Source organism: Enterobacter sp. IF2SW-B1 (assembly GCF_001743375.1).
GTDB classification, from domain to species: domain Bacteria; phylum Pseudomonadota; class Gammaproteobacteria; order Enterobacterales; family Enterobacteriaceae; genus Enterobacter; species Enterobacter bugandensis.
Window position 1 is genome coordinate 421,067 of record NZ_MJAA01000008.1, and the last position, 17,366, is coordinate 438,432.

At 51.1% G+C, this 17,366-nt stretch carries 14 protein-coding genes and 2 pseudogenes; 7 read left to right on the forward strand and 9 right to left on the reverse strand.

Going from position 1 to position 17,366, the window contains the following annotated elements:
* Positions 1–32 precede the first annotated feature (32 nt).
* Positions 33–512, reverse strand: a complete 480-nt coding sequence (locus A6013_RS17865) for a GNAT family N-acetyltransferase (protein WP_069733525.1) — start codon at positions 510–512, stop codon at positions 33–35.
* Positions 463–795 (reverse strand): RcnB family protein, encoded by a 333-nt coding sequence (locus A6013_RS17870; RefSeq protein WP_008500887.1) that lies wholly within the window; start codon positions 793–795, stop codon positions 463–465. Before A6013_RS17870 ends, A6013_RS17865 begins: the two co-directional genes overlap by 50 nt.
* A 475-nt stretch (positions 796–1,270) precedes the next feature.
* On the opposite strand from A6013_RS17870, the gene A6013_RS17875 reads away from it, so the two are divergent.
* From A6013_RS17875 to A6013_RS17890, 4 genes and pseudogenes are all read left to right on the forward strand, one after another.
* Entirely contained in the window at positions 1,271–2,410 is a 1,140-nt protein-coding gene (locus A6013_RS17875; RefSeq protein ID WP_069733514.1) for a polysaccharide export protein, read from the forward strand.
* A complete protein-coding gene (locus A6013_RS17880; protein ID WP_069733515.1) occupies positions 2,410–2,859 on the forward strand; it encodes a protein tyrosine phosphatase in 450 nt (149 codons plus the stop codon). The genes A6013_RS17875 and A6013_RS17880 overlap by 1 nt, the downstream gene beginning before the upstream one ends.
* A pseudogene (locus A6013_RS17885) lies at positions 2,859–5,033 on the forward strand (polysaccharide biosynthesis tyrosine autokinase). The gene A6013_RS17880 and the pseudogene A6013_RS17885 overlap by 1 nt, the downstream one beginning before the upstream one ends.
* 75 nt (positions 5,034–5,108) lie before the next feature.
* A complete protein-coding gene (locus A6013_RS17890; protein WP_045259750.1) occupies positions 5,109–5,624 on the forward strand; it encodes a protein disulfide oxidoreductase in 516 nt (171 codons plus the stop codon).
* Between the two features lie 36 nt (positions 5,625–5,660).
* Here the strand turns inward: A6013_RS17890 and A6013_RS17895 are convergent, their stop codons facing one another.
* The 3 genes from A6013_RS17895 to A6013_RS17905 all read right to left on the reverse strand — a co-directional run bounded on the left by A6013_RS17895 (position 5,661) and on the right by A6013_RS17905 (position 9,873).
* A complete protein-coding gene (locus A6013_RS17895; protein ID WP_069733516.1) occupies positions 5,661–7,127 on the reverse strand; it encodes an aspartate aminotransferase family protein in 1,467 nt (488 codons plus the stop codon).
* Between the two features lie 18 nt (positions 7,128–7,145).
* A complete protein-coding gene (locus tag A6013_RS17900; protein WP_014884533.1) occupies positions 7,146–8,522 on the reverse strand; it encodes a diaminobutyrate--2-oxoglutarate transaminase in 1,377 nt (458 codons plus the stop codon).
* A 343-nt stretch (positions 8,523–8,865) separates the two neighbouring features.
* A complete protein-coding gene (locus A6013_RS17905; RefSeq protein ID WP_069733517.1) occupies positions 8,866–9,873 on the reverse strand; it encodes a LacI family DNA-binding transcriptional regulator in 1,008 nt (335 codons plus the stop codon).
* Positions 9,874–10,109: 236 nt separating this feature from the next.
* Between A6013_RS17905 and A6013_RS17910 the strand changes: the two genes are divergently transcribed.
* Positions 10,110–11,351, forward strand: a complete 1,242-nt coding sequence (locus A6013_RS17910) for an MFS transporter (protein WP_028013826.1) — start codon at positions 10,110–10,112, stop codon at positions 11,349–11,351.
* A gap of 17 nt (positions 11,352–11,368) precedes the next feature.
* Positions 11,369–12,802 carry a glycoside hydrolase family 32 protein gene (locus tag A6013_RS17915; RefSeq protein ID WP_069733518.1) on the forward strand — a complete coding sequence of 478 codons (1,434 nt, stop codon included), beginning with the start codon at positions 11,369–11,371 and terminating at the stop codon, positions 12,800–12,802.
* A 49-nt stretch (positions 12,803–12,851) separates the two neighbouring features.
* Here A6013_RS17915 and A6013_RS17920 read toward each other — a convergent pair whose 3' ends face one another.
* Positions 12,852–13,322 carry a hypothetical protein gene (locus A6013_RS17920; RefSeq protein ID WP_069733519.1) on the reverse strand — a complete coding sequence of 157 codons (471 nt, stop codon included), beginning with the start codon at positions 13,320–13,322 and terminating at the stop codon, positions 12,852–12,854.
* A gap of 159 nt (positions 13,323–13,481) precedes the next feature.
* Positions 13,482–14,561 (reverse strand): YadA-like family protein, encoded by a 1,080-nt coding sequence (locus A6013_RS27615; RefSeq protein WP_248035731.1) that lies wholly within the window; start codon positions 14,559–14,561, stop codon positions 13,482–13,484.
* A gap of 637 nt (positions 14,562–15,198) precedes the next feature.
* Between A6013_RS27615 and A6013_RS17930 the strand changes: the two are divergent.
* Positions 15,199–16,132: pseudogene (locus A6013_RS17930) on the forward strand (integrase); the annotation flags it as partial.
* Between the two features lie 46 nt (positions 16,133–16,178).
* Here the strand turns inward: A6013_RS17930 and A6013_RS17935 are convergent.
* A complete protein-coding gene (locus tag A6013_RS17935; protein ID WP_069733520.1) occupies positions 16,179–16,613 on the reverse strand; it encodes a hypothetical protein in 435 nt (144 codons plus the stop codon).
* The coding region (locus tag A6013_RS27320) for a glycoside hydrolase family 104 protein (RefSeq protein WP_175437392.1) at positions 16,613–17,366 on the reverse strand (754 nt) is incomplete at its 5' end. The genes A6013_RS27320 and A6013_RS17935, both read right to left, overlap by 1 nt.

Here is a 17,366-nt window from a genome sequence, read left to right on the forward strand (position 1 = left end):
TGTAGGTCAGGTAAGCGAAGCGCCACCTGACTTTACCCAAGCCGGTAATGCATAAGATAGTACTCTCCCTCAGGAGAATTCCCCGTCGCCTCAATGTGCCAGCCGTGCCGCTGGTAAAACGTAATAGCCCGCACATTTTTCACCAGACACTTGAGTGAGCCCGTGCTGGTAAACGTCTTCTGTACGTGCTCAAGCAACACATGTCCGACGCCCAGGCTCTGATACTGCGGGTCGACAAACAGGTTGTGCAGAAAATTATCGTTCGTCCAGACTGAGGCGAAGCCAAGTCGGTGCCCATCCTGCTCCGCCACCCAAATCTCTTCGTCCAGGGTTGCCGCGTCAAAATCTTCAAGCTGCCAAGCAGAACTGTCCAGCCACGGCCAGGCTTCACGCCGGGCGTGGAGGTAGAGCGTACGCAGGAAAGGGCGGTCGCTCTCCTGCCACGGACGGATTACGATCGTATCAGCGATGATAGAAAATATCTCCATTGTAGGCTTTGTAGATTTTGCCATCTGCATCGCCAATCAGGACGTAGTTTTCGCCCATGTAGGTCCAGTGGGTACCGGCATCCGGTGCCGGAAGGTTACGCAGCTGGTACTGTTTAATGGTGTACTCCGGCGTTTGATACTGCGCCGGTGCCGTATCGCCGATTTTAAACTTCGTGAAATCGGCGATGAACTCTTGTTCTTCATAGGCCTTGATGCCCGATGGCGCAGCGGCGGTTTGCGGAGCAGAAAACGCGGAGCCCGCCAGAGACAGTAATACACCCAGAAGCAGCAATTTACGCTTAGCCATTTTTTCTCCAGTGATATTGTTTCAGAGACTTTCGTCTGCAGGGCACGCAGCACAAGACAGACGGTCTATTTTAAGTATCAAAGCATGATGCGTTTGATAAAAAATGTAACAAAAGTGGAGGGGTTTGGGTAGTCGATAACGGTGATGCTCATCATTGCGGTGAATGTTGATTGTGCGGAATATTTGTTATTTTTATTATTTTATTAATCTATTCTGAAAATAAGTTTATACGTCAAAATAGCACCGTTAAGCGAATGCTTTCGTAAGGGATAACATTTAATATCGCGGCGCATAAAGTATTATTACTCTCCGTTTTCTTGCGCAATTGTGCGCTGTTTTTTAACTTTTTAAACAACAGCGAACGTGTGTTTTACAGTATCACGGGGAAATAATAAATAACTATATTTCAATGGCTTGCTTGCTTTCTTTTGCGAGTTAACTACCCAGCGCAACGATAAATCAACATTTTATATAAATGAAAAATACAACTGCTCTTTTACTGTCCTTTCTTACGCTCAGCCAGCTAACAGGATGTGTATTTTCACCAGGCCAGAACTTAAGTCTTTCCGGGAAAAAAGTCACTACCGGTGAGGAAATTAACGATCCGCTGGACAAACGCGTGGAAGTTTTTCCTTTAACCCCTGGATTGATTGAAAAACTGCGCCCACCCGTTTCTAAATCTCAGGCAAATCCTACTCTGGATGAGCAGCTCAAAAACTGGGAATACCGCATTGGCTCAGGGGACATTTTGACGGTCACCGTCTGGGATCACCCTGAACTCACGACGCCCGCAGGGCAGTACCGTAGCGCGAGCGACGCGGGTAACTGGGTTAACGCCGATGGTACGCTTTTCTACCCCTACGTCGGCAAGCTGAAAGTGGCGGGCAAAACGGTTTCGCAGGTACGTGAGGAGATCACCGAGCGGCTGGATGAGGTCATTGAGAGCCCTCAGGTGGACGTCAGCGTTGCCTCCTTCCGTTCTCAAAAAGCCTATATCACCGGAGAGGTTGAGAAATCGGGCCAGCAGCCAATAACCAATATTCCATTGACGGTAATGGATGCGGTGAACGCCGCGGGCGGTCTCTCTGCGGATGCCGACTGGCGTAACGTCGTGCTCACGCATGATGGCCAGGACTCGCGCCTTTCCCTGTATGCTTTGATGCAACATGGCGATTTAACCCAAAATAAGCTGCTTTATCCGGGCGATATCCTGTTTGTTCCCCGGAACGACGCGCTGAAAGTGTTTGTGATGGGCGAGGTGGTTAAACAGAGCACCCTTAAGATGGATCGTAGCGGCATGACGCTGGCCGAAGCCCTGGGGAATGCAGGCGGGCTTAACCAGAATATGGCCGATGCAACCGGGATTTTTGTTATTCGCCCGGTTTCACGAAAAGGCGAGAAAGACAAAATCGCCAACATCTATCAACTCAATGCGGAAGATGCCTCAGCCATGGTGCTGAGCACAGAATTCGAGCTGGAACCGTACGACATTGTCTATGTCACGACGGCACCGCTTTCACGCTGGAATCGTGTGATCGCCCAGCTGGTACCCACCATCAGTGGCGTACATGACCTGACCGAAGCCGTCCGTTACATCAGGTCGTGGCCGCAATAATGTTCAATTCAATTCTCGTGGTTTGCACCGGCAATATTTGCCGTTCACCGATTGGTGAGCGGCTGTTGCGCCAGCAGCTACCCGACGCGCAGGTGACCTCGGCAGGTATTTTCGGGCTTGAAGGACGCCCGGCGGATGCGACTGCAAAGGCAGTCGCCTTACGTCATGGCGTTTCGCTGGAAGGTCACGTGGCGCGTAAGGTCACACGTTATCTGTTACAAAAATCCGATTTGATTCTGGTGATGGAGCCAGAGCATCTCCGTTTTATTGCCTCAGTGGCGCCGGAGAATCGGGGGAAATCGCTGTTGTTTGGTCAGTGGCTGGAAACAAAGGACATTCCCGACCCGTATCGCAAAAGCCGGGAAGCCTTCGAATTTGTTTTCGAGCAGTTAGGAAAAGCCAGTCAGGAATGGGCTCGTCGTTTGCGTCAACAAGGAATGAAGCAGTAATGTCGTCTCATAAATCAGACAAATTTGGTGCTGCGACACCGCATGATAATGAAATTGATCTCATTCAGCTGTTGGCTGAGATGTTTGATCATCGGGTAATGATAGCGTGCATCACGCTCCTGTTCACCGTATGCGCCGGGATCTATGCGTATAGCGTCACACCGATCTATCAGGCTGATGCCCTTGTGCAGATAGAAGCGAAGCAGGACAACTCGTTGCTCAAAAGTTTAAGCCAGTTTGGTACCGATCTTTCACCTGATGTTGCGCCCGAACTCTTGCTGCTCAAGTCGCGGATGATTCTGGGAGAGACCGTTGATAAGCTTGGGCTAACATACAGCGTCAAACGGCGCGTGCTGCCCGTCATTGGGCCGCTGCTGGAACGAGGGCGTAAAGCCGGTGAACTGACAATTGGCGCGCTTACCCTTCCTCTTCTGGAAGACAAGCCACAGGAACTTTTACTGACCGTTCAGGAGCAGGGCCGGTATCACCTCGAAGGAAAAACGCTTGAGGCTGATGGCGTTGTTGGGAAAACGCTGGTTAAAGACGGAATAACGCTGCTTGTCACCTCGCTCAGTGCGGCACCAGGCACCCGGTTTGCCCTCAAAACCGTCACAAAGCTTGAAGCAATTAACGCCCTTCAGCGCCGACTCATTGTTTCTGAGTCGGCGAAGCAGAGCGGAATTATCACCTTAACGCTGACGGGCGAGGACCCTGACAAGATCGCCGTGGTGCTCAACACCATTGCTGAAAATTATCTCAGCCAGAATATTGCGCGCCAGGAAGCTAAAGATACCCGCAGCCTGACGTTTTTACAGGACCAATTACCTAAAATCAGGCGCGAACTGGATGAAGCCGAAGCACGATTGAACGCCTACAGAGAGCAGCGCGATTCTGTCGATCTATCCCTTGAGGCGAAGACGGTTCTCGATCAGGTTGTTAATGTGGAAAATCAGCTTAACGAGCTGACGTTCCGCGAAGCAGAAGTTTCTCAGCTTTTCAAAAAGGATCACCCAACCTACCGCGCCTTACGGGAAAAAAAACAGACCCTGGAGCAGGAACGTACGCGTCTGAATAACCGTGTCTCATCCATGCCTTCTACGCAGCAGGAAATTTTGCGTTTAAGCCGTGACGTTGAGTCCGGGCGCACCATCTACCTGCAGCTGCTGACGCGTCAGCAGGAGCTGAATATCTCGCGCTCCAGCGCCATCGGAAACGTGCGGATCATTGACCCGGCAGTAACGCAGCCTGGACCCGTCAAACCGCACAAAGTGATTATCATTGTGTGCGGTATGCTGGTGGGATTGATGCTCTCTGCAGGAACGGTGTTGGTGCGCTCTGCGTTTAAACGGGGCATCACCTCGTCTGAACAGCTGGAAGCGCAGGGAATGCCTCTTCTGGCTACGCTCCCGCGTTCAGTGTGGCTATGGAAAAAAACGCATTTGCGCAGAAGGACGCTGTTTGCTTCCCACTGGAAGCACAGGACGTCAAACGTACCTTTCCTGCCCGTTGACCGTCCGGCGGATATATTTGTCGAGGCGGTGCGCGGGTTACGCACCAGTCTGCATTTTACCATGATGAATGCCGTTAATCGGATAGTGGTGATTTCAGGCCCTTCGCAGGACTGCGGAAAGACTTTGGTGAGCACCTCGCTGGCGTCGATTGCCGCTCAGGCAGGTTAACGGGTACTGTTTATTGATGCTGATATGCGCAAGGGATATGTTCACAATATTTTCAAACTGAACAACCAGCATGGGTTGTCCAGCGTGCTGGGGGGAAGTGTAGAGTGGCAGGATGCGATTCAACGCTTCGAGAAAGGTGGCTTTGATGTCTTGACCTGTGGACCTCAGCCTTCATATCCTGTCGAGCTGCTTATGAATGAGCGCTTCCAGACGGTAATGTCGCGAATAGACAAAGAGTACGACATCGTGATTGTTGACACGCCACCGGTGCTGGCCGTGACGGATGCGCTACTCGTCGCCAGAGCCGCGGCAACCACGTTGCTGGTTGCCCGTTTCGGTAAAACCAGCGTCAAAGAGATCGAAAACTGTCGGAAGCGTCTGCAGCAGATGGGCGTCCAGGTTGAAGGCGCGATTCTCAATGATATTGTGAAATCCGCTGCGTTCTATTACCACTCGGGTTATAGCCATTACAACTACGGCTATACCCCGGAATAAAGTGACGCGACACTTCTTTACAGCATGACGCCGAATAGCCCGCTAAGATGACCTCCGTTAAATCGAGAGGTCATAATGGATAACCGTAAATTGAGTCGCCTGCGCCGCTGGGCGCGGGAAGGGATCATACTCATTCTGCTTACGCTGGCGGTCATGTGGGGCGTGGATCAATACCGAAAGCCGTCATTACCCGCCAGCTTTAGCGCAACGCCTATGCAGAGCATCGACGGTAACATTCACGATATCGCGGCGCTCAGCAAGGAGCGCCCCCTGCTGATTTACGTCTGGGCAACCTGGTGCAGCATCTGTCGTTATACGACACCTGCGGTCGATAAGCTGGCAAAAGAGGGCGGTAATGTCGTAAGCATTGCCATGCGCTCCGGTGACGATGCAAAGCTCGCTCGCTGGGCTGAAAAGAAAAACCTGAGTATGCCGGTGATTAACGATGCAAACGGTGCCGTGTCGCAGCAGTGGCAGGTGAGCGTAACGCCGACGCTGGTGATTGTGTCAAAGGGGAAAGTAGTCAGTACCACAACGGGCTGGACGAGCTACTGGGGATTGAAAATCAGAATGTGGTGGGCAGGCGTATAAAGATAACCCCTCTTCCGACGGAAGAGGGGTTTTGTATTACTTCGCGAGAACTTCCTGCGCGGTGCGCTCAACCAGCGACAGCAGGATTTTGATATCCTCCAGCGTCACGGTTGGGTTCAGCAGAGTCAGCTTCAGGCAGGTGATGCCGTTATGCTCGGTCACACCGACGTTTGCCCGGCCGGATTCCAGCAGCGCATCACCAATTTTCTGGTTCAGCAGGGCGATGCCCGCGTCGTCCATCTGCACCTGGCCACGGAAGCGGAACAGCACGCTTGCGAGCTGTGGCTGCATAACCAGTTCCAGAGCAGGCTGCTCTTTCACGTAGGCCGCAACCTGCTGCGCCAGCGTTACGCCGTGATCGATGATCGCCGCGTATTGCTCCTGACCCAGCGCTTCCAGGCTCATCCACAGCTTCAGCGCGTCGAAACGACGGGTGGTCTGCAGAGATTTGGACACCAGATTAGGCACGCCCGCTTCTTCGTCGAACTCAGAGTTCAGGTAGGCCGCCTGATAGCGCATCAGCTCATAGTGACGCGCTTCTTTCAGCAGGAACGCGCCGCAGCTGATGGTCTGGAAGAACTGCTTGTGGAAGTCCAGGGTGACGGAATCCACCAGCTCGATGCCGTCCAGGTAGTGACGATACTGATCGGACATCAGCAGCGCGCCGCCCCAGGCCGCGTCAACGTGTACCCAGATGTTCTGCTTCGCCGCCAGTTCAGCAATGGCACACAGCGGATCGATAGCACCGGCATCGGTAGTACCTGCCGTCGCGACGATGGCCAGAATCTGCTCCCCGTTCGCGTTGCACTGCTCGATTTTCGCCGCCAGATCGGTCAGATCCATGCGGGAGAACTCGTCGGTTTTCACCTGCACTACGGACTGATAGCCCAGGCCCATCAGTGCCATGTTTTTCTGCACGGAGAAGTGCGCGTTTTCGGAGCACAGCACGCGAATTTTGCGCAGATCGCCCACCAGACCGTCCTGCTGAACGGAGTGGCCCTGACGCGCGAAGAATGCGTCACGCGCCAGCATCAGACCCATCAGGTTGCTCTGGGTACCGCCGCTGGTGAACACACCCGCGTCGCCAGCCTGATAACCCACGCGGGTACGCAGCCACTCGATCAGTTTGATCTCAATAATGGTTGCGGACGGGCTTTGATCCCAGGAGTCCATACTCTGGTTAGTGGCGTTGATCAGCACTTCCGCCGCCTGGCTTACCACCAGGCTTGGGCAGTGCAGGTGCGCCACACACTGCGGGTGATGAACGGACAAGCTGTCTTTCAGGAAGAACTCCACGGCGCGTTCAATCGCCGCTTCGTTGCCCAGCCCTTTCGGGTTGAAATCCAGCTTAATACGGTCGCGCAGCTCCGCGACCGTTTTGCCCTGGTACATCTCAGGCTGCTTCAGCCACTGCATCACAGCCTGAGTGCTTTGTTCAATCGCCTGCTGGTAAGCTTCAATGCTCTGCGCAGAGGAGAACAAAATTGGGTTTGAATCTGACATCGTAATCAACTACTCCGGTTACGCCGGGCGAACGCCCGCAGCAAGCAGTGCCTGCTCGAATTTATCCAGGAAGATTTTCAGCTCTTCGTCGCTGATCAGCAGGGAAGGCAGCAGGCGCAGAACGATACCGTTACGACCACCACGCTCCAGAATCAGACCGGCTTCAAAGCACTTCTTCTGAATCAGCGCAGACAGCTCGCCGTCGCCAGGGAAGCAGCCCATATGGTCAGCAGCTTCGTGTGGCTTAACGATCTCGATACCGATCATCATGCCCAGACCGCGCACGTGACCGATGACCGGATAACGTTTTGCCATCTCTTTCAGCTGGCCTTTCAGCCATTCGCCCTGTGCAGCCACTTTGCCCGCGATGTTCTGGTCTTTCAGGATTTTCAGCGTCGTCAGGCCGGTTGCCATTGCCAGCTGGTTGCCGCGGAAAGTACCGGTGTGGTGGCCTGGCGCCCATGCGTCGAACTGCTTTTTGATACCGAGCACGGCCAGCGGCAGACCGCCACCAACCGCTTTAGACATCACGATGATGTCTGGCTCGATGCCCGCGTGTTCGAAGGCGAAGAATTTACCGGTACGGGCAAAGCCAGCCTGAACTTCGTCGAGGATCAGCAGAATGCCGTGTTCCTGAGTCACTTTACGAATGCGCTGCAACCACTCAGCCGGAGCCGGGTTCACGCCGCCTTCGCCCTGTACGGCTTCCAGGATCACCGCGGCAGGCTTACGCACGCCGCTTTCAACGTCGTTGATCAGGTTGTCGAAGTAGTAAGTCAGCGCTTTCACGCCCGCTTCACCACCGATACCCAGCGGGCAGCGGTACTCGTGCGGGTAAGGCATGAACTGCACTTCTGGCATCATACCGTCAACCGCTTCTTTCGGAGACAGGTTGCCGGTCACGGACAGTGCGCCGTGGGTCATGCCGTGGTAACCACCAGAGAAGCTGATGATACCGCTACGGCCGGTCACTTTTTTCGCCAGCTTCAGCGCCGCTTCAACGGCGTCGGCACCGGATGGACCGGTGAACTGCAGGCAGTACTCTTTGCCCTGACCAGGCAGCAGAGAGAGCAGATATTCAGAAAACGCGTCTTTCAGAGGCGTAGTCAGATCCAGAGTGTGTAACGGCAAGCCGCTGGTAATGACATTTTGGATGCTTTTCAGCACATCAGGATGGTTATGGCCAAGCGCAAGGGTCCCTGCGCCTGCTAAACAGTCAAGGTATTCTTTATTATCTGCATCGGTGATCCACACGCCTTCTGCTTTAGTAATCGCTAAAGGCAGTTTGCGCGGATAACTCCTGACGTTAGATTCAAACTCGGCCTGACGGGCCAGATAGGTTTCGTTGCTTTTGTGGGCATCTACGGTGTCAATACGGACTTTATCCGTCATCATATCACTCCTACAACCGCCGCTTCGCTATGAGCCACGATTGAATAAAAAGTTAAAAAACAGATGGGGCCTGAAAAAAACGCCGCCAATATAGAGCCTTTTGTCACGGGGCTCAATGGTTAATTTGTTTACTGTTTTGTGACATGGAGCACAGGAGAGGCAATATCACCATTTTTAAAAAGAAAATTGCACTTTATTGGCAATAAAAACAATTGCTTATTCGGCATTTGTTTGGGTTGTTAAATGACAGAAAAGAGTGTGACAAATCGTGCCATTGGCTGACAAAAGAAGGGGGTATGCTGCCTTCATAACCCCTTATTCTTCCATCAACGACAAAAAGCGGGAGTCACATGGCGCGTGCAATGGAATCACGCATTAAAAATGGACTTTCAACGCGCGTCGTTTCCCGGTGTTGTTCACCGTTAATAATGTGCAGGGCGCTCAGGCGACCAATTTCGTAGTGGGGCAACTGAACCGTTGAAAGAGGCGGCAAAAACAGCTCGCCAATGCCCACCATATTGTCATAGCCGATAACCGCGACATCCTCAGGGATGCGAAGCCCTTGCGCCAGCAGCGTCTGGTACACCATAAACGCGATACGATCGTTACCGCAGATAACGGAATCAAACCGCGGGATGCCGTTCTGGATGCGCGCCAGCAATGCGGACGGAATATCACGATAATGCTCATCCCCGTGCGCCATATACTCATGTTCCAGGCTGTCCGGGTCGATTCCGGCTTCACGGCAGGCGCGTTCAAGCCCCTGACGGCGGCGGGTTGTGGCCAGATGGCCCACAGGTAAATGCAGACACAGGGGCTGCCGATAGCCTTCTGCGAGTAATGCCCTGACGGCGGCGTATTGCCCCTGTTCATCATCCGGAATATAGCTGGCGACCTTTTCACCGACACTCTCGCAGTTGGCCAGCACGCAGGGGAGGGTGAGCAGCTTGGCAGGAAGAGGAACCTGACGTAACCCCATCGTGGTGTAGATAATCCCGTCTGGCCGGTGGGAGAGCAGAAGATCGACAATGGCATCCGGATTGTCGTCAGCAAACATATTCATGACGAAGCTATTCCAGCCGTGCATCCTGGCCGTCTCTTCAATGGACAGCGTAATCTCCACCGAAAAAGGTGTCGTGACCGTATCGAGCGCCAGCACGCCTATGGTTTTAGGCGAAGCATTCGCGCCGCGTATTTTCTTGGCGGACAGATCGGGAACGTAGCTGGTTTGCTCGATAGCCCACTGTACGCGCGCCAGCGTTTCTGGTTTAAGGCGCTCCGGGCTGTTAAGCGCGCGGGAAACCGTCATCAGCGATACGTTAGCCAGCTTTGCGACGTCCTTCAGGGAAGCCATTTTCTTACTCCGTTAATGCTCTGTGAGAGGGTATACAACTAAGTCGCTGATGTAAAAGGAAGGCTGATGACCAGGTTAAGTCATACTTACCTCAGTTATAAATTTTTGATCGCGATCTCATTTCCTTAATGTTAACGTTAACTTTCGTGATTAACATCTTAAATCTTCATCAGGCAGCATGAGAAAGTATGGATGTTAACGTTACCATTTGGTCATTACTCCAACACGAGAATGCCATGATGAAAACGCATCACTCTCACAGCTATCCCTTACTGAGCGCATTACTGTTTTTCTTTTTTGTCACCTGGTCATCTTCCGGCTCGTTGCTCTCTATCTGGCTCCACCAGGAAGTGGGGTTAAAAGCGGGGGATACGGGTGTTATCTATGCCGTGCTTTCCGTCTCCGCGCTGTTTGCTCAAATCTGCTATGGATTTATCCAGGACAAACTCGGCCTGCGCAAAAACCTGCTCTGGTTTCTGACCAGTCTGCTTATTCTTTCCGGTCCGGCCTTTTTGCTGTTTGGCTATCTGCTGCAAATTAACGTGTTGCTGGGCAGTATTTTCGGCGGGATTTTTATTGGCCTGACGTTTAACGGTGGGATTGGGGTGCTGGAATCCTATACCGAACGCGTGGCCCGTCAGAGCCAGTTTGAGTTTGGCAAGGCGAGAATGTGGGGATCGCTTGGCTGGGCGGCGGCAACCTTTTTTGCGGGGCTCCTGTTTAACATCAATCCGAAGCTGAATTTCGCTGTCGCGAGCGGCGCCGGGCTGGTGTTTTTTGTTTTGCTCGCGCGCTTGCGGGTCTCTTCCGCACCGCACGCCATGCAGGAAGCGGTGTCCGGTGGCAAGGTGACGCTGGAAGACGCATTGCGCCTGCTCACGCTGCCGCGTTTCTGGGCGCTGGTGTTTTTCGTAATCGGCACCTGCATTTACGGCGTTTACGATCAGCAGTTCCCGGTCTATTTCTCATCACAGTTCCCGACGTTGCAGGAAGGGAACGCCATGTACGGCTATCTCAACTCCTTCCAGGTTTTCCTTGAGGCAGCGGGCATGTTTTGCGCCCCGTGGCTGGTGAACCGCCTCGGCGCGAAAAACGGCCTGATATTCGCGGGAATGGTGATGGCAATGCGTATGGTGGCATCTGGTCTGGTTGAGGGGCCGGTGCTCATCTCCATTACCAAGCTGCTGCACGCGGTAGAACTGCCCGTATTGCTGGTCTCGGTATTTAAATACAACAGCTTACATTTTGATAAGCGGCTCTCTTCCACGCTCTATCTGGTGGGCTTTGCCTGTACAAGCTCGGTGATTGCGTCTGTGCTGTCGCCGCTGGCGGGTTACAGCTATGAGAAATACGGCTTTGCCCAATCCTATCTCATTATGGGGCTGTTAGTTTTCAGCACCACGCTCATCTCCATCTTCCTGTTGCGCTCGGGTAAGTCTTCTTCTGACCCGCTCATGCCGCAACCCTCCACTATCTGACTGAAAAGAGTAAACAAATGATGTATTCCATTGTCAAAGCTGAACAATCATTACAGGCCAAACGCGGCGATCTTAACCTGCGCTGGTATCCGCGTTACCACCTCGCCGCGCGTGCCGGCTGGATGAACGACCCGAATGGTCTGGTGTGGTTTGACGGCTGGTATCACGCGTTTTACCAGCATCATCCGTACTCGACCCAGTGGGGGCCGATGCACTGGGGCCATGCGCGCAGCAAGGATTTAGTTCGCTGGGAACACCTCCCGGTGGCGCTGGCACCGGAAGGGCCAGAGGATAAGGACGGCTGTTTTTCCGGCTCGGCGGTGGTGGATGGCGATACGCTGGCGCTGATTTATACCGGCCACAAATTCCACGGCGATCCGGATGACGAGGCTAACCTTTACCAGGTGCAGTGCCTGGCAACCAGCCGTGATGGCGTCCATTTTACGCGGCAAGGAACGATCGTTGACACGCCGCCTGGGCTGCATCACTTTCGCGATCCGAAAGTGTGGCGGGAAGGGGAGCGCTGGTACATGGTTGTCGGCGCGCGGGATGGCGAGACGGGCCAGGTGCGCGTTTACCGTTCTGACGACCTGCGCGAATGGCAGGATATGGGCGTGCTTGCGGTGGCTGAAAAAGAGATGGGTTATATGTGGGAATGCCCGGACTTTTTCACTCTCAACGGCAAACGCGTGCTGATGTTTTCACCTCAGGGGCTGGCTGCGGAGGGATTCAAAAATCGCAATCTTTTCCAGAGCGGTTACCTGCTGGGGGAGTGGCAGCCCGGCCAACCTTTCGTGCGTGAAGGTGAGTTTGTGGAGATGGATAGCGGGCATGATTTCTATGCGCCGCAAAGCTTCCTGACGCCTGACGGCCGCCGCATCGTTATCGGCTGGCTGGACATGTGGGAATCTCCCCTTCCGGAACAGCAGGACGGGTGGGCTGGCATGCTCTCTTTACCGCGCGAACTGACGCTAAGCGCGGATAACCGCCTGCAGATGCGGCCAGCCAGAGAAGTGGAAAGCTTGCGGGGAGCGTGGTTCCCCTGGCCGGTGAGCACGCTCAACAATCAGCAGATCGTTCAGGTGGAAAGCTGCGATGCGATGGAGATCATTCTGCAGTGGGACTGTGCTAACAGCAGCGCGGAGCAGTACGGCATTCGTCTTGGCGACGGATTCCGTCTCTACGTTGATGCGCAGATGCAGCGCCTGGTGCTGGAGCGTTATTATCCGCAGTATGGCCTGTGCGGTACCCGAAGCGTCGCGCTTAACCTGAACGACACGCTAAGCCTGCGCCTGTTCGTTGACAGCTCGTCAGTGGAAGTGTTTGTCAATGAAGGGGAGGCGTGCCTGAGCAGCCGCATTTATCCTGATGAAGGGGCGCGCGAACTGACAATGTTTGCCTGGACGGGAACCGCATCGCTTATTGAGGCCGGGGCGTGCCAGCTAGAGTAATACGTTAAGTCCTGCAAATTAAAAAGGCGACAGGTGTCGCCTCTGTTTTCTATTTAATCTTTGTTGCGTAGCCTTCAAACTTTCCTTCTTTACTCACCGCTAATTTGCCTTTAGCAGGATAGTAAATGAAGGTGTATAGCCCTTGTGAATAAACTTTTGCCTGAGGCTCATTTTCATCCAGCGCGCCCAATACGCCATCGACATCCAGGATCTCGCCTTTAATTGTGATCTTCATTCCTTCCCATTTAAAGGCGTGTACCGCTTTGGCCGCCTGAGCATGTTGTTTCGCGTCTTTTTTATCCCAGATACCCGTACCCGCTGCGGCATCACGCGCGTTCGCCCATGCTGCATTTTGTGCGGCTTCATTATAAGCATTCTGGCGATTTTGCTCAGCCAGGTAGCAGGTATCTTTGCTAATGCCCTGGCGTTCACATTCGGCCATGCGCTGAGCAGGTGAAGTACACGCAGAAAGCAGGATGGCAGCGCCAGCTATTAATACCGCTAAGAGTGACTTTATCATTACGATAATACCTTTGATGAAAAATATTCTATAGAAGAAAGTTTAATAGCCGCAAATATAATAAGCCTGATACATAATACCTAACCATGCGCCAACGATAATAAGCATCAGGTACACTATTACAGAGATAACAATGTATTTTGTCATACTGGTTATTTATTAAAAGCCAATCCCTACGCCGACTGAAGCCCCCATATTATTTGCTGTGTCATCAGAGAAGCTCACTTTACCAACCATATGTTCGTTAAAGTTAACCGACGCCCCAACCGCTAACGCGCTTTCACCGTTGTAAGTCGCACCGCCAGCCGAGAACATCACGCGCTGATTTGTTTGCACCTGAGGTAAACCGGCCATCGCCATCGCGCCACTGATACCCGCGTTTGCTTCTTTCTTGTTATTATCGACTTCCTCACGCAGCGATCTAAATTGCTGGTTAGCGTTGTTATTCAGAGCCTGTAATGTCTGTTTGGTCGCCTGCAGCTCCTGAGCCTCGGCCGTAACCGCCTGACTATTAGTAGCGACTTTAGCCTGTGTTGCCGTGTCTACCTGCGTGCGTGTCACGGTGGTCATCACGCCATTTTTTCCATCTTTGCCGTCTTTACCGTCTTTACCATTCGCTCCGTCACGTCCGTTAGTTCCGGCAACGCCCTGTGCGCCGGTAACGCCTTTCTCACCCTTAGCGCCGTCTTTTCCATCAACCCCGTTAGTTGGTTTCGGTGCATTCTCAAGAGCTAACAGGCGGCCATCTTGTATACCGTTAGTAGCTTCAACAGTTGCAAGGCGGCTATCCTGGACAGCGTTAACAGTTTCAATATTAGTAATTGCAGTTCCGTTAGTCAGAACGCCCTGTAACGCCGCATCACCTTTTTTATTAGCGGTGTCAGCAAGAGCGCCTGCTAATTTAGCTTCATGATCGACACCAGAGACAGAAGTCTGAAGAGAGGAAATATTATTGGCGTTAGTGCTGATATTACCATTACTTGCGTCAATCTCGTTTTGCATCCGCTCACGATCGCCTTGTAAGTTATAGATCTGCACGTCTTGTTTTACATTTTCAGCTTTCATATTATCCAGATTATAAGCGGTATTGTCAGTCCCCTGAACCTGAATAAAAGAACCTGAATTGAATACGTTATCGTTAAGGTTTACGTTTACATCAGCTGCTTGAGTTACGTTCATAGAGCCAGTGAAAATAACACCAAATACAAAAGCAGTAACGGCATTTTTAACAACTTTCATTTGTAAAACACTCATCATTTAAAAAGTAAAAAAGGGCAAGGCTGGCTATCCTGGCTTGTTTATGTAACGTCTGGTTACGCCCGATTAAAATAACGGAGTTACGTTAAATTTTGAATAAATCACTTAATTCGTAACGTGCAGTAACTATCAATTAATGCGAGCTTTTGGATATTGATCTAAATCATAAATGGCATGAATATCCAAAGTGAATTTTTAAGAGGTGAAGGGAAATATCTCAATGTTTACATTAACTTATAAGATGAGGGGCCAAACGCGAGTTTCGCGGTAACCCCTTGATTGAGAGGCTAAATGTTTAGCGGGGTTAAACGGTTTGTGGATTACTTTATATTTCATTCGAAATAAGTTTTAATGATTAATGAAACGTAAAAGAGACTGACTGAAAGCGGAAAAAATTATGTTGTTCGAGCTATTTCTTACACGCTGAAAAAGTGGATGTTTTTTGGACGTAATGGAAATGTTATGGAGAATGGTTTCGGTTCAAAAGAGGGGCACGATAGCCCCTGTAATTATCAAGCTTGTTTCTTCTCGTTCCACGCATCTAAAAGCAGGATATTACCATCTCTCAATCGCCACGGGTTTAACAGACAGCTCAGAGTCATTTATGGACTGACCCCACAACAGGGCAAAGGCAATCTCACAAGCCAATAAACGCTTTATGGAAGTGCTGTTGATTGTCCTCGGTACAACAACTGATGTCACGACGATCACCAAACAGGACATTAAGCAGGTGCTGGAAGTTGTTGAAAACCTGCCTAAGCGTGTTGTTTAGCCTTACCGTTCGATGACTGTCCAGCAATTGATCGAGTGCGATGATGTGCCGCCTGAAGATTCGGTTGGTGCGGAGTCAATCCACAAGCATCTGAAGATTTACAAATCGCTGTTCAAAACCTTCCTAACCGACAACAAAGACATCCTGGAGAAGTCTCCGACTGATGGTGCAGCGGCTGCGCCGTCCAAAGCGAGATTTGGCGCATATAGTGCAGCAGAAATGAGAAAATTTGTTGGCTGGGTGCTCAAGCAGCCTAACGGCAGGGAGAAATGGATCACGTTGCTGTTGGCATACACAGGAGCAAGAAGGGGAGAGATCGCCAAACTGGAGAAATCACAGATCAAGTATGACGAGGACAGCCAGCGGCATTATCTCCTGATAGCAGAAGGGGGCAGGGGAAAACCGAAAATGCAACGCGACAAGTTGCGATCCACCCCAAACTGATCGAGTGGGGTTCCTCGATTTCGTTAATCGTCAGTGGAAAGAGAAAATCTTCTCGCCTGTGTCGGGTAAGAACATGACGAAGATCGGCAGAGTGTTAGCTGACGTTCGCGATCAGCTTGGGATTCCGTGCCTTGATGATTATGGACAGAGGCGATTGGTGCATAGTTTCCGTCACACAATGATTTCCACCTGTTTTGCTGGCTGGGTTGGTAACTTGTCGCACTTGCAACAGGTGGTTGGTCATGAGAAGAGCGGTTCAGGTATCATCCGGCGCTATCTGCATACATTTCCCTTATCTTCAGTCTGTTATGTAATTGACGGAATACAATGGGATTAGTGATACTACCTAAAATAAGAGCGCGGAGGGATCGCCTCCGCAACATTCATTCTTTTTCGCACTTATGCAATTTAATTACGCCATTGTTTGCATAAGATTGTACAAAATCAGGATCATTCACCCAATAATATTTGGATTTCTTTCTATCGTAAAACCCATTCCATCGAAATTCGCCATTTCGATTAACGATGTTTAATTCTGCCAGAGGCGTAGTTGAACTTACATTCTTCCAATCAAAATTCATTCCACCTCGGCCAAGATCAGCTACACTGTCGTAGAAAATATCAACTTTCTCTTTAGATATTTCGTTAGAATGAACATTGACAACAATCTGATTGTCATTAACAACAAGTGGATTGATGTTTTTGTCAATAGTAATAGAAAAACCATCATCATCACAACTAGTACTCCACACTCCAAAGTTTGAGTCTGCATGGGTTGCTATTGAAATTAACAATAATGTAAAAGGCCAAGCTTTCATTATTCTGACTCCGCTGTTTTTGTAATATAACCAATGTCAAGGTGAAGATCTGTTTGTCCCTTAACTTCTTCATCCAGATAATAATTGTATAAAGAAAGTGCTTCAGACTTTGTTTTCGCTGGCTGACCATACCTTCCAGGCGGAAGACTTGCCCATTCATAACTTAAAATATCTAATGCACCATCAATGTCGCCGGACATGATTTTATCTAATGAATGTTTTCTTTTATATTTGAAAATTAGAACACAAAATTCATCCTGAGACTTTGGAGTGAAATCCGCAATACCGGCAACTGCACGGTGAGAGATCATTTTGGGATCATTCCAGGTGTACCCCATTACCTGATATGCACCTGCTGCTGATGAGGTTAAATTGCCCCTTGTAATCGAAATTTGCGGATGATTGCTAAAGTCTTTATGGTAGTCCTTAATAAAGGACTGTCCACCAAATAAAGTTTCATAGCCGGTTTCTCCAACAGTGCCTTCTCCGACTCGGAGCATACGCATGAATGCCCTTGCCCTTGCCTCTTCAAGGGATAATGAAGAAACACTTACTGCGTCAAGAAACACTATTGGGTGCATATGCCACAGAGCTTCATCGCTATGGATCTCTGGTACATCCTTCATCCACACCAGTTTATTGATGAAGTCACGGTTGAATAGTGCCAGATCAGGATATTTCTTCGCCTGTTCATCAAGCGCTGCCTGCCAAAGAGCTGATGTACCGTCTTTAAGCCATTCGCTGTGATGCTTC